16 protein-coding genes are annotated in these 21,853 nt (G+C 54.8%); 13 read left to right on the forward strand and 3 right to left on the reverse strand.

Annotated elements, in window-relative coordinates; all coding sequences use genetic code 11:
* Window positions 1-89: 89 nt before the first annotated feature.
* Both ppnN and queF read right to left on the reverse strand, forming a co-directional pair.
* Complete coding sequence (gene ppnN / locus OGY62_RS21765) at window positions 90-1,454, reverse strand: nucleotide 5'-monophosphate nucleosidase PpnN (protein ID WP_024130903.1); 1,365 nt, start codon at window positions 1,452-1,454, stop codon at window positions 90-92.
* A gap of 114 nt (window positions 1,455-1,568) precedes the next feature.
* Window positions 1,569-2,417, reverse strand: coding sequence for an NADPH-dependent 7-cyano-7-deazaguanine reductase QueF (gene queF / locus OGY62_RS21770; protein ID WP_058668030.1), 849 nt, complete (start codon window positions 2,415-2,417; stop codon window positions 1,569-1,571).
* Window positions 2,418-2,485: 68 nt separating this feature from the next.
* Here queF and syd point away from each other — a divergent pair, with 68 nt between their 5' ends.
* The 8 genes from syd to OGY62_RS21810 all read left to right on the forward strand — a co-directional run bounded on the left by syd (window position 2,486) and on the right by OGY62_RS21810 (window position 10,980).
* Window positions 2,486-3,031: a SecY-interacting protein gene (gene syd / locus OGY62_RS21775; protein WP_047461575.1), complete on the forward strand. Its 546-nt coding sequence runs from the start codon at window positions 2,486-2,488 to the stop codon at window positions 3,029-3,031.
* 633 nt (window positions 3,032-3,664) lie between these two features.
* Window positions 3,665-3,994, forward strand: a complete 330-nt coding sequence (locus tag OGY62_RS21780) for a YqcC family protein (RefSeq protein WP_071257913.1) — start codon at window positions 3,665-3,667, stop codon at window positions 3,992-3,994.
* Entirely contained in the window at window positions 3,994-4,776 is a 783-nt protein-coding gene (gene truC, locus OGY62_RS21785; RefSeq protein WP_012134901.1) for a tRNA pseudouridine(65) synthase TruC, read from the forward strand. The genes OGY62_RS21780 and truC overlap by 1 nt, the downstream gene beginning before the upstream one ends.
* Window positions 4,777-4,794: 18 nt before the next feature.
* A complete protein-coding gene (locus OGY62_RS21790) occupies window positions 4,795-5,244 on the forward strand; it encodes a flavodoxin (RefSeq protein WP_012134900.1) in 450 nt (149 codons plus the stop codon).
* A 456-nt stretch (window positions 5,245-5,700) separates the two neighbouring features.
* The gene (gene gudP / locus OGY62_RS21795; protein WP_012134898.1) at window positions 5,701-7,053 is read left to right on the forward strand and encodes a galactarate/glucarate/glycerate transporter GudP; all 1,353 of its coding nucleotides are present in this window, start codon (window positions 5,701-5,703) and stop codon (window positions 7,051-7,053) included.
* Window positions 7,054-7,055: 2 nt separating this feature from the next.
* Window positions 7,056-8,396 (forward strand): enolase C-terminal domain-like protein, encoded by a 1,341-nt coding sequence (locus tag OGY62_RS21800; RefSeq protein WP_012134897.1) that lies wholly within the window; start codon window positions 7,056-7,058, stop codon window positions 8,394-8,396.
* A 19-nt stretch (window positions 8,397-8,415) separates the two neighbouring features.
* Window positions 8,416-9,756 (forward strand): glucarate dehydratase, encoded by a 1,341-nt coding sequence (gene gudD, locus OGY62_RS21805; RefSeq protein WP_024130902.1) that lies wholly within the window; start codon window positions 8,416-8,418, stop codon window positions 9,754-9,756.
* Window positions 9,757-9,837: 81 nt separating this feature from the next.
* Window positions 9,838-10,980: a glycerate kinase gene (locus tag OGY62_RS21810; RefSeq protein ID WP_047461590.1), complete on the forward strand. Its 1,143-nt coding sequence runs from the start codon at window positions 9,838-9,840 to the stop codon at window positions 10,978-10,980.
* Window positions 10,981-11,068: 88 nt separating this feature from the next.
* Here the strand turns inward: OGY62_RS21810 and barA are convergent, their stop codons facing one another.
* Window positions 11,069-13,825 (reverse strand): two-component sensor histidine kinase BarA, encoded by a 2,757-nt coding sequence (barA, locus tag OGY62_RS21815; protein ID WP_049009494.1) that lies wholly within the window; start codon window positions 13,823-13,825, stop codon window positions 11,069-11,071.
* A 57-nt stretch (window positions 13,826-13,882) separates the two neighbouring features.
* On the opposite strand from barA, the gene rlmD reads away from it, so the two are divergent.
* From rlmD to eno, 5 genes are all read left to right on the forward strand, one after another.
* On the forward strand, window positions 13,883-15,181 hold the full coding sequence (gene rlmD, locus OGY62_RS21820; RefSeq protein WP_283317586.1) for a 23S rRNA (uracil(1939)-C(5))-methyltransferase RlmD: 1,299 nt from the start codon (window positions 13,883-13,885) through the stop codon (window positions 15,179-15,181).
* 51 nt (window positions 15,182-15,232) lie between these two features.
* Complete coding sequence (gene relA / locus OGY62_RS21825; RefSeq protein WP_047461598.1) at window positions 15,233-17,467, forward strand: GTP diphosphokinase; 2,235 nt, start codon at window positions 15,233-15,235, stop codon at window positions 17,465-17,467.
* A gap of 130 nt (window positions 17,468-17,597) precedes the next feature.
* Window positions 17,598-18,389 carry a nucleoside triphosphate pyrophosphohydrolase gene (mazG, locus tag OGY62_RS21830; RefSeq protein WP_110493880.1) on the forward strand — a complete coding sequence of 264 codons (792 nt, stop codon included), beginning with the start codon at window positions 17,598-17,600 and terminating at the stop codon, window positions 18,387-18,389.
* Window positions 18,390-18,742: 353 nt separating this feature from the next.
* Window positions 18,743-20,380: a glutamine hydrolyzing CTP synthase gene (gene pyrG / locus OGY62_RS21835; RefSeq protein WP_012134890.1), complete on the forward strand. Its 1,638-nt coding sequence runs from the start codon at window positions 18,743-18,745 to the stop codon at window positions 20,378-20,380.
* 89 nt (window positions 20,381-20,469) lie between these two features.
* The gene (gene eno / locus OGY62_RS21840; RefSeq protein ID WP_012134889.1) at window positions 20,470-21,768 is read left to right on the forward strand and encodes a phosphopyruvate hydratase; all 1,299 of its coding nucleotides are present in this window, start codon (window positions 20,470-20,472) and stop codon (window positions 21,766-21,768) included.
* Window positions 21,769-21,853: the final 85 nt, after the last annotated feature.

Genomic DNA, 21,853 nt, shown 5'->3' on the forward strand with positions numbered 1-21,853 from the left:
AAAAAACCGGGCGGTGAAAACACCAGACCCGGTCTGAGAAAGCGGACGATCGTCTGACCCGGCGGATGTGCTCCACCGGGCGCTGCGCGTTATGCGCAGATTTCGTAGCAGGGAATGTAAGCCGAGCCGGGCAGTTTCATACGATGCTGCGCGACAAAGCCCTGGAGCAGGTCGTCCATGCGACGCATCATCTCGCGGTCGCCGTGGATTTTATAAGGCCCGAACTCCTCAATCGCACGGATGCCAACCTCCTTGACGTTACCCGCAACGATGCCGGAGAAGGCGCGCCGCAGATCCGCCGCCAGAATTTCAACCGGTTGATCGGGGTAAAGTTGCAGATTCGCCATATTCTCATGCGACGGTTCGAACGGAATTTGCAGGTCCGGCGCGATGCGAATCGACCAGTTGAAGCTGTAAGCGTCGCCAGTGTCGCGGCGATTCTCTTTCACCAGCGGCATCGCTTTTTTCATCAGCCGCGCCACTTCCGTGGCGTCATCAATGATGACGCGGTAGTAACGGCGGGCGTCTTCTCCCAGCGTATGCACGATAAATTCGTCCAGCACGCGGAAGTAATCCGCACTCTCTTTCGGCCCGGTGAGGATCAGCGGCAGCACCTGATCTTTATTCGCCGGGTTCATCAGGATCCCCAGCAGATAGAGAAGTTCTTCCGCCGTACCGACGCCGCCCGGGAAGATGATGATGCCGTGGGCGATACGCACGAAGGCTTCGAGGCGTTTTTCGATATCCGGCATGATGATCAACTCATTGACCAGCGGGTTAGGCGGTTCTGCCGCGATGATGGAAGGTTCCGTCATACCGATAAAGCGGCTGTCTTTGTAACGCTGCTGCGCGTGGCCTACCGCTGCGCCTTTCATTGGCGCTTCCATTGCCCCTGGCCCGCAGCCGGTGCAAATGTTCAGCTCACGCAGACCCAGCTGGGTGCCGACGCGGCGGGCATAGAGATATTCGTTTTCGTTAATGGAGTGACCGCCCCAGCAGACGACCATGTTTGGCGCTTCGCCGACGTGCAGCGCCCGGGCGTTGCGCAGAATCGAGAACACCAGGTTGGTAATATGCACCGAGCTTTCGAGATCCAGATGCTGGAAACGGCCTGCATTGTGAATCTGACCGTTGACGAACAGGATGTCGCGCAACACGGCGAACAGGTTAGCCTGCAAGGCGCGGATGATGCGTCCGTCCACAAAGGCGTCTTCAGGCGGGTTAATCAGTTCGAGCTTCACGCCGCGTTCACGACGCAGCACGTTGATGTCGAAACTTTCAAAACGAGACAGCAATTCTTTGCTGTTATCAGTCAGACTGCCGGAGTTCAGTACGGCAAGCGAACAGTTACGAAACAGTTGATACAAGTCGCTGCTGGCCGTGCGTTTAAGCATATCGACTTCCAGCTGCGACAACATGTCCATTGAGCCAAGCGGGCTAATATGTGTAATCAAGTAAACTCCTTATGGGACGCAAGACGTCATTCCCTGTTGATTACAATAGCGCTGGCTTATGACCTTTCACAACCTTGCGCGCGGAATCAGGCGCGCAAAATTGAGAAAAAAAGATTACTGACGCACCAGTCTGCCCGTCGCAGGCACAAAATCGGTGTTGCTGCGCCACGGGTTGATATCCAGACCGCCACGACGCGTATAGCGCGCGTACACGCTCAGTTTTTCCGGCTGGCAGAAACGCAGAAGGTCGTTAAAAATGCGCTCTACGCACTGCTCGTGGAACTCGTTGTGATGACGGAACGAGACCAGATAACGCAGCAGCTTCTCGCGGTCAATTTTGCGCCCGCGATAACAAATTTGTATGGAGCCCCAGTCCGGCTGGTGGGTGATCAGGCAGTTTGACTTCAGCAGATGGCTGACCAGTGTCTCTTCCACGACTTTTTCGCCGCTGGCGGCATTCTCCAGGTAGTCGGTGCTGAACTGATAGTTATCGATGGTGATATCCTGGTCATCAATGCAGGTGCCGTGAAAATGGGCGACAGGCTGCCCTTCCAGCTCATCAAGACGGTACAGCGCGACGCTGACTTCGCCTTGCGCACAGGCGCGCAGGTCGTTTTCCAGCGTCTGACGCACGGCGTCCCAGGAGTCAAAACGGGTCTGGTTAAAGCTGTTCAGGTACAGCTTAAAACTTTTCGACTCAATCAAATTGACGCTGGTGTAGTCCAGTTCCACATGACCAACGGCGACCTGCGGCACGCCTTTCGCGTTCAGCCATGACAGTTCATACAGCGTCCAGATATCGGCGCCGTGAAAAGGCAGGTTGTCCGCTTTTAAATCCAGCGGATCGCGATTCAGGCTGCGCGGGACGCCCTGTAGCAGGCTGGCGTCATAATTATCCCGGTAATCCGTTGATTTTCCGAGAGTCAGGCCATCAAGCGCCTGATGGTTTTCATAAGAAGACATGTTTCACCGTCATAAACCAGATACACTATGCGTCAAGTGTATCCTGGCTTTTATGAAGAGAGAAATCGGTGGACGAACTGACATCGCAAGCCCTGACGGCATTTACGACGCGTTATTGCGACGCATGGCATGAGAAACACAACAGCTGGCCGCTCAGCGAAGAGCTGTATGGCGTGCCTTCCCCGTGCATTATCTCTTCGACCAGCGATGCCGTTTACTGGCAGCCGCAGCCGTTTGAAGGCGAGGCGAATGTAAACGCGGTTGAACGCGCATTTGATATTGTGATACAACCTGCGGTCCATGCTTTTTACACCACGCAATTTGCCGGGGATATGTACGCGCAGTTCGCGGATGAAAAGCTGACGCTGCTGCAAACATGGAGCGCAGATGACTTCAGACGCGTTCAGGAAAACCTGATCGGCCATCTGGTCACGCAGAAGCGTCTCAAGTTACCGCCTACGCTTTTTATCGCCACGCTGGAAAATGAACTTGAGGTCATTTCGGTGTGTAATCTCTCTGGGGAAGTTTGCAAAGAGACGCTGGGAACGCGCAATCGTACCGTTCTGGCCGCCTCTCTTGCGGAATTCCTGACTCAGCTTAAGCCGCTTCTGTAATCCACTTTGCCAGACACCGTGTGAGAGATCTCTTACATACCCTGTGAGAGATCGCCAGATAATAAGCGAATACTTATTCCATGGTGTTAACTATAATTCCTTTAATATTAATGAGTTGAGTTAACAATCCTGCCTTTCATATGAAAATATCCTTAAGGCATTGTCTGTAAGTGTCTTGTAAGACAAGGCGAAACAGGCGATTCTATACCTGTCGACAAGGAGTCGCACAACGAAGCGAACGTCAGGATGATGGCGCTTCAGCAGGACACGCCAGGATGGTGTTACAAGGACAGGCTTCAGGATGAAGCAAAGTGGAAAACGCCGGATGCGTTAAGGGACACCTCCAGGACGGAGAACGAGAGCCGGGCAGGATGTTCGGTGGGTCAGGATGGCCAGGATACTTCAGGATGAAGTCGATTCGCATCGGGGTGATGTGAGCAGGATGCAAATTGTTCAGGATGAGCAGGTCGCAAGACCACAGGAAAAGTTGTCACGGATGAGCAGGGAGCACCAAAAGTAGCCGGAATGCTGCGAAACGAACCGGGAGCACTGTTTTTACAGTGCTCCCTTTTTTTATTTCGTCTTCACTGATGCTATTCTTCGCGCCAGTTTTTCATCACTGAGGTTAATTTCATGACGACTCATGACCGTGTGCGCCAGCAACTCCACGCGCTGGAAGCCCTGCTGCGTGAACATCATCACTGGCGGATGGACGAGCCGCAGGCCCACCTGTTTACCAGCACGCAACCTTTTTGTATGGATACGATGGAACCGCTTGAATGGCTGCAATGGGTGCTGATCCCCCGTATGCACGCGTTGCTTGATAACGCGCAGCCGCTTCCGCAAGCCTTTGCTGTCGCGCCGTATTATGAAATGGCGCTGACGGCCGATCATCCTCAACGCGAGGTGATCCTGACGACATTGCAGGATCTGGACGCGCTGTTTACGAGCGATAACGTCTGATGCTGGAAATCCTCTATCAGGATGAATGGCTGGTGGCGGTGAATAAACCGTCTGGCTGGCTGGTTCACCGCAGCTGGTTGGATCGCGACGAAAAAGTCGTGGTGATGCAAACCGTACGCGACCAGATTGGTCAGCACGTCTTTACCGCCCACCGACTCGACAGGCCGACTTCCGGTGTCCTGCTGATGGGGCTTTCCAGCGAAGCGGGGCGCCTGCTGGCGCAGCAGTTTGAGCAGCATCAGATTCAGAAACGCTACCATGCGATTGTGCGCGGCTGGTTAATGGATGAGGCCGTTCTGGATTATCCGCTGGTGGAAGAACTGGATAAGATTGCCGATAAATTTGCCCGCGAAGATAAAGGCCCGCAGCCTGCCGTGACCCATTACCGGGGGCTGGCGACGGTCGAAATGCCGGTGGCGACCGGGCGTTATCCGACAACCCGCTACGGCCTGGTGGAACTGGAGCCGAAAACGGGCCGTAAACACCAGCTCAGACGTCATCTCGCGCATTTACGCCATCCGATTATCGGCGACAGCAAACACGGCGATTTACGTCAGAATCGCAGCGCCGCAGAGCATTTTGGTTGCCAGCGCTTAATGTTGCACGCCAGTCAACTGACGCTTACCCACCCCTTTACCGGTGAACCGCTGATCCTGCGCGCCGGTCTGGACGATGTCTGGATGCAGGCGTTATCACAGTTTGGCTGGCGCGGACTTCTCCCTGAGAATGAAAGGGTTGAGTTTAATGCGTTGTCCCGGCAGGATGAAAATAATCAGGCTTAAATCAGGGAGAAAACGTTAATGGCGGAAATTGGTATTTTTGTCGGCACCATGTATGGAAACTCGCTGTTGGTTGCCGAAGAGGCCGAGGCGATCCTTACCGCGCAGGGGCATAAAGCAACCGTCTTTGAAGATCCGCAACTGAGTGACTGGCAGCCGTATCTGGATAAAGTTGTGCTGGTTGTGACATCGACGACGGGGCAGGGCGATCTCCCGGACAGCATTGTGCCGCTGTTCCAGGGAATAAAGGACAATCTCGGTTTTCAGCCAAATCTGCGTTACGGCGTGATTGCGCTGGGCGACAGCAGCTACGTTAATTTTTGCAATGGCGGCAAACAGTTCGATGCGCTGTTGCAGGAGCAAAGCGCGCAGCGTGTTGGGGAGATGCTGTTGATTGACGCCAGCGAACACCCGGAGCCGGAGAGCGAATCCAACCCCTGGGTCGAAAACTGGGGAACATTGCTCTCCTGAGCAAAACCCAGCCGGATGGCGACGTCCGGTCTACATGCGCAGTCTGTTGGCCTGATAAGCGTAGCGCCATCAGGCATTTGCCCTAAAACCCTTTCATACGAAAGGGTTTTCAGAGGCATTTTCATAGGGTCAAGCGACCCGTTTCACACTCCTCTTCTTTTGCTTCTCGCACCCTGTCTGTTTACCTCTTCGTTTTTCATTTCCGTGAAGTGGCTTCCATTGCCCTGGGCTTTTGCCACAAACATACGTGATACGCTGCCGAAATACTGTGTTGTTGCACGGTGAGAGTGCGAGGTGTGCTTTTTATACTTCTCGTGCCAGTTATTAAAAATGCAGTACACAAGGCAAACGACCTCATAAAAAGCTGCAAAAAAACACGAAACGTCATCTCTGATTCCCTACCGGTTGTGCAGTTCAGAGTGAGCGTAGATAACGCGAAAATTCAGGAGTGCAACAATGAGTTCATTAAGTCACGCGGTGAGCGGCGCGGAAAAACGCACCAATGCCCGCTACTGGATAGTGGTGATGCTGTTTATCGTCACATCCTTCAACTATGGCGACCGCGCCACATTGTCCATTGCCGGATCGGAAATGGCCAAAGATATTGGTCTCGACCCGGTAGGCATGGGGTACGTGTTCTCCGCTTTCTCATGGGCCTACGTGATCGGGCAAATCCCCGGCGGTTGGCTGCTCGACCGTTTTGGTTCTAAACGTGTCTACTTCTGGTCCATCTTTATCTGGTCCATGTTTACCCTGTTACAGGGCTTTGTGGATATCTTCAGCGGTTTTGGCATCATCGTGGCGCTGTTTACCCTGCGATTCCTGGTCGGGTTAGCCGAAGCGCCATCTTTCCCCGGCAACAGCCGAATCGTCGCGGCCTGGTTCCCGGCGCAGGAGAGGGGAACGGCGGTGGCGATTTTCAACTCCGCGCAATACTTTGCCACCGTTATCTTTGCGCCAATCATGGGCTGGCTGACCCATGAAGTGGGTTGGTCGCATGTCTTCTTCTTTATGGGCGGTCTGGGGATCGTGATCAGCTTTATCTGGCTGAAAGTGATCCATGAACCAAACCAGCATCCCGGCGTTAACAAAAAAGAGCTGGAGTACATTGCTGAAGGCGGCGCGCTGATCAATATGGATCAGAAAGATACGAAGGTGAAAGTCCCGTTTAGCGTGAAATGGGGCCAAATCAAACAGCTGCTGGGTTCCCGCATGATGATCGGCGTCTATATCGGCCAGTACTGCATTAATGCGTTGACCTATTTCTTTATCACCTGGTTCCCGGTTTATCTGGTGCAGGCGCGTGGCATGTCGATTCTGAAAGCGGGGTTCGTCGCTTCCGTCCCGGCTATTTGCGGCTTCGTGGGCGGCGTGCTGGGCGGCATTATTTCCGACTGGCTGATGCGTCGTACCGGCTCGCTGAACATCGCCCGTAAGACGCCGATCGTGATGGGGATGCTGCTGTCGATGGTGATGGTGTTCTGTAATTACGTCAACGTCGAATGGATGATTATCGGCTTCATGGCGCTGGCCTTCTTCGGTAAAGGCATTGGCGCGCTGGGCTGGGCAGTCATGGCGGACACCGCGCCGAAAGAAATCAGCGGCTTGAGCGGCGGCTTATTCAACATGTTTGGCAATATTTCCGGCATCGTAACGCCAATTGCGATTGGCTACATCGTCGGCACGACCGGCTCGTTCAATGGCGCGCTGATTTACGTTGGCGTCCATGCGCTGGTGGCGGTACTGAGTTACCTCGTGCTGGTCGGGGATATTAAACGCATCGAACTGAAACCTGTAGCAGGACAATAAATATGACAACGCAATCAAGTCCCGTCATTACCGATATGAAAGTCATTCCGGTGGCCGGACATGACAGTATGTTACTCAACATCGGTGGGGCGCATAACGCGTATTTCACGCGCAATATCGTCGTCCTCACCGATAACGCCGGTAACACCGGCGTGGGTGAAGCGCCCGGCGGCGAGGTGATTTACCAGACGCTGGTGGATGCGATTCCGATGGTTTTAGGCCAGGAAGTGGCCCGCCTGAATAAAGTGGTGCAACAGGTGCATAAAGGTAATCAGGCTGCCGACTTTGATACCTTTGGTAAAGGCGCCTGGACTTTCGAACTGCGGGTGAATGCGGTAGCGGCGCTGGAAGCAGCGCTGCTGGATCTGCTGGGCAAAGCGCTGAATGTACCGGTGTGCGAACTGTTAGGGCCGGGCAAACAGCGCGATGCGGTGACTGTGCTGGGCTACCTTTTCTACGTGGGCGATCGCACCAAAACGGATTTACCTTATCTCGAAAAAACGCCGGGCAATCATGACTGGTATCACCTGCGCCATCAGGAAGCGCTCACCAGCGACGCGGTTGTGCATCTGGCGCAGGCGGCGCAGGATCGCTACGGCTTTAAAGATTTCAAACTGAAGGGCGGCGTGTTGCCCGGCGAGCAGGAGATCGACACGGCCCGCGCGCTGAAAAAACGCTTCCCGGATGCGCGAATCACGGTTGACCCAAACGGCGCCTGGCTGCTGGATGAAGCCATCGCGCTGTGTAAAGGGCTGAACGATGTGCTCACGTATGCTGAAGATCCGTGTGGCGCAGAACAAGGATTCTCCGGGCGTGAAGTGATGGCGGAGTTCCGTCGTGCGACGGGGCTGCCGGTCGCGACCAACATGATTGCCACCAACTGGCGTGAAATGGGCCATGCGGTGATGTTAAACGCGGTGGATATTCCGCTCGCCGACCCGCATTTCTGGACGCTCTCCGGCGCGGTGCGCGTGGCGCAATTATGCGATGACTGGGGGCTGACCTGGGGCTGCCATTCGAACAACCATTTCGATATTTCCCTGGCGATGTTCACTCACGTTGGTGCTGCCGCGCCGGGTAAACCGACGGCGATTGACACCCACTGGATCTGGCAGGAGGGCGATTGTCGCCTGACGAAGCAACCGCTGGAAATTAAAGACGGAAAAATTGCAGTGCCGGATGCGCCGGGTCTTGGCGTGGAGCTGGACTGGGAGCAGGTGCAGAAAGCGCATGACGCTTACAAGAAACTGCCCGGCGGCGCGCGCAATGACGCAGGCCCGATGCAATACCTGATCCCCGGCTGGACTTTTGATCGTAAACGCCCCGTTTTCGGCCGTCGCTAATTCATATAAGGACTGAATGATGAGTACACAATTTACGACCCCTGTTGTTACCGCTATGCAGGTTATCCCGGTTGCGGGGCATGACAGTATGCTGATGAACCTGAGCGGGGCGCATGCGCCGTTCTTCACCCGTAATATCGTCATTATTAAAGACAATTCTGGTCACACCGGCGTGGGGGAAATCCCCGGCGGCGAGAAAATCCGCCAGACGCTGGAAGAGGCGATCCCGCTGGTGGTGGGTAAAACGCTGGGTGAGTACAAAAACGTGCTGAATGCCGTGCGTCATCAGTTCGCCGATCGTGATGCGGGCGGGCGCGGCTTACAAACCTTCGACTTACGTACCACCATTCATGTGGTCACCGGCATTGAAGCGGCGCTGCTTGATCTGTTAGGCCAGCACCTGGGGGTCAACGTGGCATCCCTGCTGGGTGAGGGGCAACAGCGTAGCGAAGTGGAAATGCTTGGCTATCTGTTCTTTGTCGGCAACCGTAAAGCGACGCCGCTGCCGTACCAGAGCCAGCCGGATGAGAAATGCGACTGGTATCGTCTGCGTCACGAAGAGGCGATGACTCCTGATGCGGTCGTCCGCCTGGCGGAAGCGGCATACGAGAAGTATGGCTTTAACGACTTTAAACTGAAGGGCGGCGTTCTGGCGGGAGATGAAGAGGCGGAGTCCATTGTAGCGCTGGCGAAACGCTTCCCGAATGCCCGCGTGACGCTGGACCCGAACGGCGCCTGGTCGCTGAACGAAGCAATCCAAATCGGTAAGTACCTGAAAGGCTCGCTGGCCTATGCGGAAGATCCGTGCGGGGCGGAGCAGGGTTTCTCTGGCCGCGAAGTGATGGCGGAGTTCCGTCGCGCGACCGGTCTGCCGACGGCCACCAATATGATCGCCACTGACTGGCGTCAGATGGGGCATACGCTCTCCTTGCAGTCTGTGGACATTCCGCTGGCTGACCCACATTTCTGGACGATGCAGGGATCTGTGCGCGTCGCGCAGATGTGCCATGAGTTCGGCCTGACCTGGGGTTCGCATTCCAATAACCACTTTGATATTTCCCTGGCGATGTTCACGCATGTGGCGGCCGCCGCGCCAGGCAAGATCACCGCGATCGATACCCACTGGATCTGGCAGGAAGGTAATCAGCGTCTGACCAAAGAGCCGTTTGAAATCAAAGGCGGTATGGTGCAGGTGCCTGATAAACCAGGTCTTGGCGTTGAGATTGACATGGATCAGGTGATGAAGGCGCACGAGTTGTATCAGCAACACGGCCTGGGCGCGCGTGATGATGCGATGGGAATGCAGTATCTGATCCCGAACTGGACATTCGACAATAAGCGCCCGTGCATGGTGCGCTGACTGTATTGAACCGGTTTCGTCATGGGGTCGGTTCTTCTCCTGGTGTATGCTTAGTACAGTCAACATGCGTAAGGATGCTTTATGAAAATAGTGATCGCACCGGACTCTTATAAGGAAAGTTTGAGCGCTCTTGAGGTAGCGACCGCCATTGAGGAGGGGTTTCGTGAAATCTGGCCTGATGCGGATTACGTAAAACTCCCGGTTGCTGATGGTGGTGAGGGAACGGTTGAAGCGATGGTCGAGGCCACGGCAGGCCGGATTGTTGATGTTGACGTGACGGGCCCGCTCGGTGACAGCGTGCGGGCATTTTATGGGCTTTCTGGCGACGAGCGTTCGGCCTTTATCGAAATGGCCGCCGCCAGCGGGCTGGAGTTGGTTCCACCGCAATTACGCGATCCGCTAAAAACCACCTCGTGGGGAACCGGCGAGTTAATTCGCCACGCTCTCGATGCCGGGGTGGAACATATTATTATTGGCCTTGGCGGTAGCGCGACGAATGACGGCGGCGCCGGTATGGTGCAGGCGCTGGGGGCGAAATTGCTGGATGCGCAGCACCAGGAGATTACGCAAGGCGGCGCGGCGCTGGAAGCGCTCTCAAAGATTGATATCAGCGGTATTGATAAACGTCTTGCCGCGTGTCGTATCGAAGTCGCCTGCGATGTCACGAATCCGCTGACCGGGAAAGAGGGGGCATCTGCGGTATTTGGTCCGCAAAAAGGCGCCACGCCGGAGATGATTCAACGCTTAGACGACGCGCTGACGCACTATGCCCGGCTGATTTCCCGCGATCTGGATATTAACGTATTCGAACTGGCGGGCGGCGGCGCGGCGGGCGGTCTGGGGGCCGCATTATATGCGTTTTGCGGCGCGGAGTTACGGCGCGGCATTGAGATCGTGACCGATGCTTTGCATCTGGAAGAGTGCGTTGCTGATGCGGATCTGGTTGTTACCGGAGAAGGGCGCATCGACAGCCAAACGATTCACGGCAAAGTGCCTGTCGGCGTGGCAAAGGTCGCGAAACGACATAATAAGCCCGTGATTGGTATTGCAGGTAGCCTGACGGCGGATGTGGGTGTTGTACACCAACATGGGCTGGATGCTGTTTTCAGCGTGATTTATACCATCTGTACGCTGGATGAGGCGCTGGAGAATGCCGCAGAAAATGTGCGTATGGCTGCGCGCAATATCGCCGCCACCCTTAACGTGGGGCAGCATTTACGTTAACTGCCTGATGGCGCTGCGCTTATCAGGCCTACGGTCACGCACCTGTAGGCCGGATAAGACGCGCTAGCGTCGCCATCCGGCATCCCCCTCATCCTAATATTTTCTTTGCTTCGCGCGCGACGTTGTCCATCTCATCAAGCAGCTCCAGAAACTCGGGTTCAAGCTCCTCTTCTTTGGTGCCGCTGCGTAACTGCTGCTCAATTAACTGGCACAAGTTTTTCATGCGCGGCACCCCGCTGTAGCCGCAGCTGCCGTGCAGCGTGTGGATGAGATCCACCAGCCCTTCGGGCGCCTCTCCCACCAGCTGTTCTTCAATTTTGTTACGCACTTCCGGCAGGAAGTCGATGAGCATTTGCAGCAGATCCCGCGCCAGATCGGATTTTCCGGCCGCCTGGCGCAGCGCCAGTTGCCAGTCGAGCGTTGCGTTCGGGTTGACAATAAACTCTGTCGATTCAGCGGCGGGTAATCGGGTCGCTACCACGGCCCCCGGCTTATAGCGTAACAGCAGACTGTGCAGCTTTTCTTCTTCTATCGGCTTGGCCAGATAGTCATTCATCCCCGCGCTCAGCAGCTTCTCTTTCTGACCCGCCATCGCATGTGCCGTCACGGCGATCACCGGCGTTTGCTGCTGATGCGGAAGCTGATGAATCAGCTCACAGGCGCGGATACCGTCCATATCTGGCATCTGAATGTCCATCAGGATCAAATCAAACTGCATCTGTTTGGCCCGCTCCACCGCCTGATGCCCGCTGTCGCAAAGCTCCACATGCTGGACTTTATCCTCCAGCAGCGCGCCGATCAGCTTCAGATTGGCCGGGTTATCGTCGACCGCCATTACCGTCATGGCGATTTTATTCTCATCCGTCAGCAGCGGTTCAACATGCTGATTCAAATGGCAGTATTCCGTCAGCGCAGGCAGTAAACGCGTTGAGGTGAGCGGTTTTAACAGACAGGCCGCCGCGCCGCCTTGCTTGAGTTTTTCGGCGTTAATCTGGGCATGGCAAGGCAGCGCCAGCAGCAGGAAGTCCGTCATGGCGGCGGCTTTTGCCAGCCGTTCTTGCTGCATGGTGAGCGGTTCGTTAAAGGTCACCGGAACGCTGATAAGCAGGATATCGTAGTGATCCAGCGGCAACGCTGAGAACGTCGGGCTGTAGATCACCTCCAGCGGCGTGTCGCTCAGCATATCCAGCGTGCATTGCGCGGCGGTGGCGTTCGGTTCGACGTAGGCCAGCCGTTTTCCGACCAGACAGCGCGTTGGCGGCGCGTCGCTTATCACATTCGGGTTGAGATCGAGATTAATGTGGAACCAGAAAGTGGAACCGCGATTGGGCTGACTGTGGAACGAGATATCGCCGCCCATCTCATTGACCAGTTTTTGCGTAATCACCAGCCCCAGACCGGTTCCTCCATGACGGCGTGAAATGCTGGCGTCCGCCTGGCGGAAAGCCTGGAACAGACGCGACTGGTCGCGCTCGGGAATGCCGATGCCGGTATCGCGGATCTGGATTTCAATCTGTACTTTGGTATTACTGAGCGCGCGCTTTTCAACCAGAATGTCGATATTGCCGCTTTCGGTAAATTTAATGGCATTACCGACCAGATTGGTAATGACCTGCTGTAGGCGCAGCGGGTCGCCGATGACGTTATCCGGTACGTCATTTTTGATGTTTAACGTGAGCTCCAGCCCTTTGTCATGGGATGAATGCGCCAGCAGCGTCACCACTTCATCCAGCGTGCTGCGTAGCGGGAAGGGAATGCTTTCCAGAATCAGCTTGCCCGCTTCCAGCTTGGAAAAATCGAGCACGTCATTGATGATCGCCAGCAGGTTGTTGGCCGAACGCTCGATAGTATTGAGGTGATCGCGCTGGGTTGTATTGAGTTCGGTTTTTAGCGTCAGACGGGTAAAGCCAATCACGCCGTTAAGCGGCGTACGCAGTTCGTGCGACATGTTGGCCAAAAACTCAGACTTAATACGCGCCGCTTCCTGAGCGCGCTTCTTCGCCAGATCCAGCTCAACGTTCTGGATCTCCATCTGTTCCAGCGTTTCGCGCAGATCCGAAGTGGCCTGATCGATATTATGCTGCATCTCTTCATGGTAAGCGGCAAGCGACATCGCCATCGAGTTGATGCCGTTTTTCAGCATATCCAGCTCGCCCAGCATAAAGCCCTCGACGCGGCTGTCGAGCTGCCCACGACGAATGCGGTCAACGGTATTGACCATATTACGAATGGGGCCGGTGACGTCGCGCATCAGGCGCCAGCCAAAAATTAAGGCAATGCCGATACAGAACAGCATCATCACGCTGGAGATGAAAATCTCTTTGTACTGTTGCAGGCGGACGGACTTGAGATCCAGTTCAAGCGCCACATATCCCAACATATTTCTCGGCGTTTTGGCATCTGTTACGGGGGATTCGTCCGGCGAATACCTTTCGGAGATAATCGGCGTTCGCAGGATCATAATGTCCCCGTGGCGGGTCACGCTCAGCCTGCGGGGAAACGGCTCCCCGGTGGCGAGCTGCATTTCTGACGGATCGAGATGGAAATTGGATGTGACAAACAGCCGGTTATTCTCGTCATAAACGGAAATGGCGCGCACGATGTCGGAGTGGCGGCGATGGAGAACGCTGATGAGCTGCCCGATTGATTCGCGGTTTTGCAGGTTCATGCCATATTCGCTGGAGACCGCAAGAGGTTCGATAATGCTGGCGCCAGCATCTTCCAGTTGACGCTGCAAGTCGTTATAGCGATGCACAACGAAAAAGATACTGAGCAGTAAACCAATGAGGACGGTCGGGGCCAGGATCAGAATCATCATGCGTGCGCGCAGGCTGTAGTTGGTCATGGAGTTCCGTTATGGGACAATTAGGGTCACACTGTTCAATTGAGAAATATCTCGTCGATGGCGCAATTCTACTCTGCAAAACGACGCGTGACGACGCGTCAGATCATAACCGTTACGGTCAATGACCTCGATCCTTTTGGTCAGGGCGTGGCTCGCCATAATGGAAAGGCGCTGTTTATACCGGGATTACTGCCCCAGGAAAAGGGCGACGTCGTCATTACTGAAGATAAAAAACAGTTCGCCCGCGCGCAAGTTAAGCGTCGCCTGAATGATAGCCCGGAACGGGAAACGCCGCGCTGCCCACACTTTGGCGTCTGTGGCGGCTGCCAGCAGCAGCATGCCAGCGTCGCGCTGCAACAACGCAGCAAAAGCGCCGCGCTGTCGCGCTTAATGAAATGCGATGTCGCCGAGGTGATCGCCGATACGCCGTGGGGCTATCGACGCCGTGCGCGTTTAAGCCTGAATTATCTGCCTAAAACTCAGCAATTGCAGATGGGATTTCGCAAGGCGGGCTCCAGCGATATCGTGGATGTCAGGCAGTGCCCCATTCTGGTGCCCCAGCTTGAGGCGCTGCTGCCCCGCGTCAGGGCGTGTCTGGAAAGTTTGCAAGGACACCGCCACTTTGGCCATGTCGAGCTGGTACAGGCGGGGAATGGCACCCTGATGGTGCTGCGTCATACGGCGCCCTTGAGCGCGGCGGACAGAGAAAAACTGGAACGCTTTTCGCATTCTGAGGGACTGTCTCTGTTTCTGGCCCCTCAAAGCGACATACTTGAACCGCTTACCGGGGAGACGCCCTGGTATGATTCAAACGGGCTACGCTTAACCTTCAGCCCGCGCGACTTTATTCAGGTCAACGAAGGGGTGAACCAGAAAATGGTCGCCCGGGCGCTGGAATGGCTGGATATTCAACCTGGCGACCGGGTTCTGGATCTGTTCTGCGGCATGGGGAATTTTACTCTGCCGCTGGCGACGCGCGCCGCCAGCGTTGTGGGCGTTGAAGGCGTTCCGGCGCTGGTGGAAAAAGGCCGGGAAAACGCGCGGCGTAACGGATTACAGAATGTGACATTCTTTCACGAAAATCTCGAAGAAGATGTCACGAAGCAGCAATGGGCGAAAAATGGTTTTGACAAAATTTTGCTCGATCCCGCTCGTGCCGGGGCGGCAGGCGTGATGAAACACATTATAAAGTTAAAACCAATTCGTATTGTTTATGTATCCTGTAATCCTGCTACGCTGGCACGGGATAGCGACGCCTTGTTGAATGCCGGATACCAAATTCAGCGGCTGGCGATGCTCGACATGTTCCCACACACTGGGCATCTGGAATCAATGGTGTTGTTTGAGCGTTTGTAATGAGTCATGGCTTGCTGACTTCGGTAGGCCTGGTCCCTTAAGGAGAGGACAATGGTTGCGGTAAGAAGTGCACATCTTAATAAAGCTGGTGAGTTTGATCCGAAAAAATGGATCGCGAGTCTGAGTATCTCCAGCCAGCAGTCGTGTGAACGCTTAGCCGAAACCTGGGCGTATTGCCTGCAACAGACACAAGGACATCCCGATGCGGAACTGTTGCTGTGGCGTGGCGTGGAGATGGTGGAAATCCTCTCTACGTTAAGTATGGATATCGACACGCTGCGGGCGGCGCTGCTCTTCCCTCTGGCTGACGCCAATGTTGTCAGCGAAGATATCCTGCGCGAGAGCGTGGGGACATCGATCGTCAATCTGATTCACGGCGTGCGCGATATGGCGGCGATTCGTCAGCTGAAAGCGACGCATAACGATTCCGTCTCCTCCGAGCAGGTGGATAACGTTCGTCGGATGCTGCTGGCGATGGTGGACGACTTCCGCTGCGTGGTCATCAAGCTGGCGGAACGCATCGCCCATCTGCGCGAGGTTAAAGACGCGCCGGAAGATGAACGCGTACTGGCGGCGAAAGAGTGCACCAATATCTATGCTCCGCTGGCTAACCGGCTGGGCATCGGGCAACTGAAGTGGGAGCTGGAAGATTACTGCTTCCGCTATCTGCACCCGGCGGAATACAAGCGGATCGCCAAACTGCTGCACGAACGCCGCATTGACCGCGAGCATTACATTGAAGAGTTTGTCGGGCATCTGCGTTCTGAAATGAAAACTGAAGGCGTGAAGGCGGAGGTCTATGGCCGCCCGAAACACATCTACAGCATCTGGCGCAAAATGCAGAAAAAGCATCTGGCGTTTGACGAGCTGTTTGACGTGCGCGCCGTGCGTATTGTGGCCGAACGTTTGCAGGACTGCTATGCCGCGCTGGGGATTGTGCATACGCACTATCGCCATCTGCCGGACGAGTTCGATGATTACGTCGCCAACCCGAAACCTAATGGCTACCAGTCAATCCATACGGTGGTACTTGGCCCTGGCGGTAAAACCGTTGAGATCCAGATTCGTACCAAACAGATGCACGAAGATGCCGAACTGGGCGTCGCGGCGCACTGGAAGTACAAAGAGGGAGCGGTCTCCGGGGGCGCACGCACGGGCCATGAAGACAGAATTGCGTGGCTGCGTAAGCTGATCGCCTGGCAGGAAGAGATGGCGGATTCTGGCGAAATGCTGGATGAAGTGCGTAGCCAGGTCTTTGACGACCGGGTGTATGTCTTTACGCCAAAAGGCGATGTGGTGGATCTGCCCGCAGGCTCCACGCCGCTTGACTTTGCCTACCATATCCACAGCGATGTGGGGCATCGCTGCATCGGGGCGAAAATCGGCGGGCGTATCGTGCCGTTTACCTATCAGTTGCAGATGGGCGATCAGATTGAAATCATCACCCAGAAGCAGCCAAACCCTAGCCGGGACTGGCTCAATCCGAACCTGGGCTATGTGACGACCAGCCGTGGCCGTTCTAAAATCCACGCCTGGTTCCGCAAGCAGGATCGGGACAAGAACATTCTCGCCGGGCGGCAAATCCTCGACGATGAACTGGCGCATTTGGGCATCAGCCTGAAAGAGGCGGAAAAACACCTGCTGCCGCGCTACAACTTCAATGAGCTGGAGGAACTGCTGGCGGCGATTGGCGGCGGGGATATTCGCCTTAACCAGATGGTGAACTTCCTGCAATCGCAGTTTAATAAGCCGAGCGCCGCCGAACAGGATGCCGCCGCGCTGAAACAGCTTCAGCAGAAAACATACGCTCCGCAGAATCGCCGTAAAGACGATGGTCGCGTGGTGGTGGAAGGGGTCGGCAACCTGATGCACCACATTGCGCGTTGCTGCCAGCCGATTCCAGGAGATGAGATTGTCGGGTTTATCACCCAGGGGCGCGGAATCTCCGTTCACCGGGCGGACTGCGAACAGCTTGTGGAACTGCGTTCTCATGCACCGGAACGTATCGTGGATGCGGTGTGGGGCGAGAGCTACTCTGCGGGATATTCGCTGGTGGTACGCGTTCAGGCCAACGATCGTAGCGGCTTGTTGCGGGATATCACCACCATTCTGGCTAACGAGAAGGTAAACGTGCTGGGGGTGGCCAGCCGCAGCGACACCCGGCAGCAGCTCGCCACCATCGATATGACCATCGAAATTTACAACCTGCAAGTGCTGGGGCGCGTACTCAGTAAACTCAACCAGGTGCCGGATGTGATCGACGCGCGTCGTTTGCACGGCAATTAATTTTTCCAGGTCGGATACGCTTTGTAGGCCTGATAAGACGCGTCAGCGTTGCCATCAGGCATTGCCAGTTGCCGGATGGCGGCTGTCGCCTTATCCGGCCTACGTTGGTGACAATTTTCAGGATATTCCAATGAATCAAATCGATCGCCTGCTTGGCATCATGCAACGCTTGCGCGACCCGGAAAACGGCTGCCCGTGGGACAAAGAGCAGACGTTTGCCACCATTGCGCCGTATACCCTTGAAGAAACCTATGAAGTGCTCGACGCCATTGCCCGTGAGGACTTTGACGACCTGCGCGGAGAGCTGGGCGATCTGCTGTTTCAGGTCGTGTTTTATGCGCAGATGGCTCAGGAAGAAGGGCGCTTTGACTTTAATGATATTTGCGCCGCCATCAGCGATAAACTGGAACGTCGCCACCCACACGTCTTTGCGGACGTAGCCGCTAACAACAGTACCGAGGTATTAGCCCGCTGGGAGCAAATCAAAACCGAAGAGCGCGCGCAGAAAGCGCAGCATTCGGCGCTGGATGATATTCCCCGCAGCTTACCGGCGTTAATGCGCGCGCAAAAAATCCAGAAGCGCTGTTCGAACGTCGGCTTTGACTGGACGACGTTAGGGCCGGTTGTCGATAAGGTGTATGAAGAGATCGACGAGGTCATGTTCGAGGCGCGGCAGGCTGTCGTAGACCAGGCTAAACTGGAGGAGGAAATGGGCGACCTGCTCTTTGCCACCGTCAATATGGCGCGTCATTTAGGGACAAAAGCAGAGACCGCGTTACAAAAAGCCAATGAAAAGTTCGAACGGCGTTTTCGTGAAGTTGAGCGGATTGTTGCGGCGCGAGGCCTGGAAATGACGGGAGTTGATCTGGAAACAATGGAAGAAGTCTGGCAGCAGGTAAAACGCCAGGAAATTGATCTCTAACGAATTTAGGCAGTCAAGGGCGTTTTGTGTGATTTTTTAAATAACAAGCTCTTGATTTACGTCAAAAACATTTACCCCAAAGGGGCTATTTTCTCTTCCCGTTATGTTGATGAAACACCTTGTATACTGCCTCTTCGAGTTATTCGAGTCGCAACAAGGCGGCGACTGAAAGAATCCCCAGGAACATAGAAATGCGATGTGACTGGGGTGAGTGAAGGAAGCTAACACTGGTGCGGCTTGAAGAACGAAGGAGAGGGGATAATGAAAGTTTGTGGCGTACGCCATGTTCGGGTATACTGCTTTCCCGTCCTGGTTATTCCATCGTCTTTTAAACCTAACTTCTCAGGTTCAGCATGACAACGAACTATATTTTTGTGACCGGCGGGGTCGTATCCTCTCTGGGTAAAGGCATTGCCGCAGCCTCCCTCGCAGCCATTCTTGAAGCCCGTGGCCTCAACGTGACCATCATGAAACTGGATCCGTACATCAACGTCGATCCTGGTACTATGAGTCCAATCCAACACGGGGAAGTGTTCGTTACTGAAGACGGCGCCGAAACCGATCTGGACCTGGGTCACTATGAGCGCTTCATTCGCACCAAGATGAGCCGCCGCAACAACTTCACCACGGGTCGTATTTACTCCGACGTTCTGCGTAAAGAACGCCGTGGCGACTATCTGGGCGCAACCGTACAGGTTATCCCGCACATCACCAACGCGATTAAAGAGCGCATCATCGAAGGCGGCGAAGGCCACGACGTGGTGCTGGTCGAAATCGGCGGTACTGTCGGTGATATCGAGTCCCTGCCGTTCCTGGAAGCGATTCGTCAACTGGCGGTTGATATCGGTCGTGAGCACGCGCTGTTTATGCACCTGACGCTGGTGCCGTACATGGCCGCGGCAGGCGAAGTCAAAACGAAACCGACGCAGCACTCCGTTAAAGAACTGCTCTCCATCGGTATCCAGCCGGATATTCTGATCTGCCGTTCCGATCGTGCCGTTCCGGCCAATGAACGTGCGAAGATTGCATTGTTCTGTAACGTTGCTGAAAAGGCCGTTATTTCTCTGAAAGACGTCGATTCTATTTATAAAATTCCGGGCATGTTGAAATCTCAGGGTCTGGACGATTATATTTGTAAACGATTCAGCTTAGACTGCCCGGAAGCGAACCTGGCCGAATGGGAACAGGTTATCTACGAAGAAGCGAACCCGGCGGGCGAAGTGACTATCGGTATGGTCGGCAAGTACATTGAACTGCCGGATGCCTATAAGTCGGTGATTGAAGCGCTGAAACACGGTGGCCTGAAGAACCGTGTCACCGTCAACATCAAGCTGATCGATTCGCAGGATGTTGAAACGCGCGGCGTCGAAATTCTGAAAGATTTAGACGCTATCCTGATCCCAGGCGGCTTCGGCTACCGTGGCGTTGAAGGTAAGGTCGCGACGGCGCGTTATGCGCGTGAGAACAATATTCCTTATCTGGGTATTTGCCTGGGTATGCAGGTTGCGCTGATTGAATTTGCGCGCAACGTAGCGGGTATGGAAAACGCCAACTCAACGGAATTTGTGCCAGACTGTAAGTACCCTGTTGTGGCGCTGATTACCGAGTGGCGTGACGAGAACGGCAACGTTGAAGTCCGTACTGAGAAGAGCGATCTGGGTGGCACCATGCGTCTTGGCGCGCAGATGTGTCAGCTTTCCGATGAGAGCCTGGTTCGCCAGATGTACGGTACGCCGACAATCACTGAGCGCCATCGTCACCGCTATGAAGTCAACAACATGTTGTTGAACCAAATTGAAGCTGCGGGTCTGCGCATTGCGGGCCGTTCCGGGGATGATCAGTTGGTCGAGATCATCGAAGTGCCGAACCATCCGTGGTTCGTTGCCTGTCAATTCCACCCGGAATTTACTTCAACGCCGCGTGACGGGCATCCGCTGTTTGCAGGCTTTGTGAAAGCCGCCAGCGAATATCAGAAGCGTCAGGCGAAGTAAGAAGTAAAAAAAGTTAGAACGGCAACGCGTACCAAAGGTACGCGTTGTTTGTCTGGAGTTTTAGTTTAACTTGTACTGAGGAAAACCTAATGTCCAAAATCGTTAAAGTCATCGGTCGTGAAATCATCGACTCCCGTGGTAACCCGACTGTTGAAGCCGAAGTACACCTGGAAGGTGGTTTCGTTGGTATGGCAGCCGCTCCGTCAGGTGCTTCTACGGGTTCCCGCGAAGCGCTGGAACTGCGCGATGGCGACAAATCCCGTTTCCTGGGTAAAGGCGTAACCAAAGCTGTTGCAGCGGTTAACGGCCCGATCGCTCAGGCAATCCTTGGCAAAGATGCCAAAGATCAGGCTGGCATTGATAAAATCATGATCGACCTGGACGGTACTGAAAACAAATCTAACTTCGGTGCGAACGCGATCCTGGCTGTGTCTCTGGCTAACGCCAAAGCCGCTGCGGCCTCTAAAGGTCAGCCGCTGTACGAGCACATCGCTGAACTGAACGGCACCCCGGGCAAATACTCCATGCCGGTTCCGATGATGAACATCATCAACGGCGGCGAGCACGCTGACAACAACGTTGATATCCAGGAATTCATGATTCAGCCGGTTGGCGCTAAAACCCTGAAAGAAGCAGTACGTATGGGTTCTGAAGTGTTCCACAACTTGGCTAAAGTTCTGAAAGCTAAAGGTATGAACACTGCTGTTGGTGACGAAGGCGGCTATGCGCCGAACCTGGGCTCCAACGCTGAAGCACTGGCTGTTATCGCTGAAGCGGTTAAAGCTGCTGGCTACGAGCTGGGCAAAGACATCACTCTGGCGATGGACTGCGCAGCATCTGAATTCTACAAAGACGGCAAATACGTTCTGGCTGGCGAAGGCAACAAAGCATTCACCTCTGAAGAATTCACTCACTTCCTGGAAGACCTGACCAAACAGTACCCGATCGTTTCCATCGAAGACGGTCTGGACGAGTCTGACTGGGACGGTTTCGCATACCAGACCAAAGTGCTGGGCGACAAAATCCAGCTGGTTGGTGACGACCTGTTCGTAACCAACACCAAGATCCTGAAAGAAGGTATCGACAAAGGCATCGTTAACTCCATCCTGATCAAATTCAACCAGATCGGTTCTCTGACCGAAACGCTGGCTGCTATCAAGATGGCGAAAGACGCTGGCTACACTGCCGTTATCTCTCACCGTTCTGGCGAAACTGAAGACGCGACCATCGCTGACCTGGCTGTTGGTACTGCGGCAGGCCAGATCAAAACCGGTTCTATGAGCCGTTCTGACCGTGTTGCTAAATACAACCAGCTGATTCGTATCGAAGAAGCGCTGGGCGAAAAAGCTCCGTACAACGGTCGTAAAGAGATCAAAGGTCAGGCGTAATCCTGCTCTTCACTCTTAACGTAAAAAACCCGCTCCGGCGGGTTTTTTTATGGCGTGCGTTTGGCGCAGCTGCTGTGCATGACCT

The organism is Citrobacter sp. CK198 (assembly GCF_030333295.1).
Taxonomy (GTDB): domain Bacteria; phylum Pseudomonadota; class Gammaproteobacteria; order Enterobacterales; family Enterobacteriaceae; genus Citrobacter_B; species Citrobacter_B koseri.

Excerpts from the sequence above, each read along its gene's own strand:
- relA (WP_047461598.1), top strand. The coding sequence starts at position 15,233 with ATGGTTGCGGTAAGAAGTGCACATCTTAATAAAGCTGGTGAGTTTGAT.
- truC (WP_012134901.1), top strand. The coding sequence starts at position 3,994 with ATGCTGGAAATCCTCTATCAGGATGAATGGCTGGTGGCGGTGAATAAA.
- eno (WP_012134889.1), top strand. The coding sequence starts at position 20,470 with ATGTCCAAAATCGTTAAAGTCATCGGTCGTGAAATCATCGACTCCCGT.
- OGY62_RS21790 (WP_012134900.1), top strand. The coding sequence starts at position 4,795 with ATGGCGGAAATTGGTATTTTTGTCGGCACCATGTATGGAAACTCGCTG.
- barA (WP_049009494.1), bottom strand. The coding sequence starts at position 13,825 with ATGACCAACTACAGCCTGCGCGCACGCATGATGATTCTGATCCTGGCC.
- queF (WP_058668030.1), bottom strand. The coding sequence starts at position 2,417 with ATGTCTTCTTATGAAAACCATCAGGCGCTTGATGGCCTGACTCTCGGA.
- OGY62_RS21810 (WP_047461590.1), top strand. The coding sequence starts at position 9,838 with ATGAAAATAGTGATCGCACCGGACTCTTATAAGGAAAGTTTGAGCGCT.
- OGY62_RS21800 (WP_012134897.1), top strand. The coding sequence starts at position 7,056 with ATGACAACGCAATCAAGTCCCGTCATTACCGATATGAAAGTCATTCCG.
- gudD (WP_024130902.1), top strand. The coding sequence starts at position 8,416 with ATGAGTACACAATTTACGACCCCTGTTGTTACCGCTATGCAGGTTATC.
- rlmD (WP_283317586.1), top strand. The coding sequence starts at position 13,883 with ATGGCGCAATTCTACTCTGCAAAACGACGCGTGACGACGCGTCAGATC.
- pyrG (WP_012134890.1), top strand. The coding sequence starts at position 18,743 with ATGACAACGAACTATATTTTTGTGACCGGCGGGGTCGTATCCTCTCTG.
- OGY62_RS21780 (WP_071257913.1), top strand. The coding sequence starts at position 3,665 with ATGACGACTCATGACCGTGTGCGCCAGCAACTCCACGCGCTGGAAGCC.
- gudP (WP_012134898.1), top strand. The coding sequence starts at position 5,701 with ATGAGTTCATTAAGTCACGCGGTGAGCGGCGCGGAAAAACGCACCAAT.
- mazG (WP_110493880.1), top strand. The coding sequence starts at position 17,598 with ATGAATCAAATCGATCGCCTGCTTGGCATCATGCAACGCTTGCGCGAC.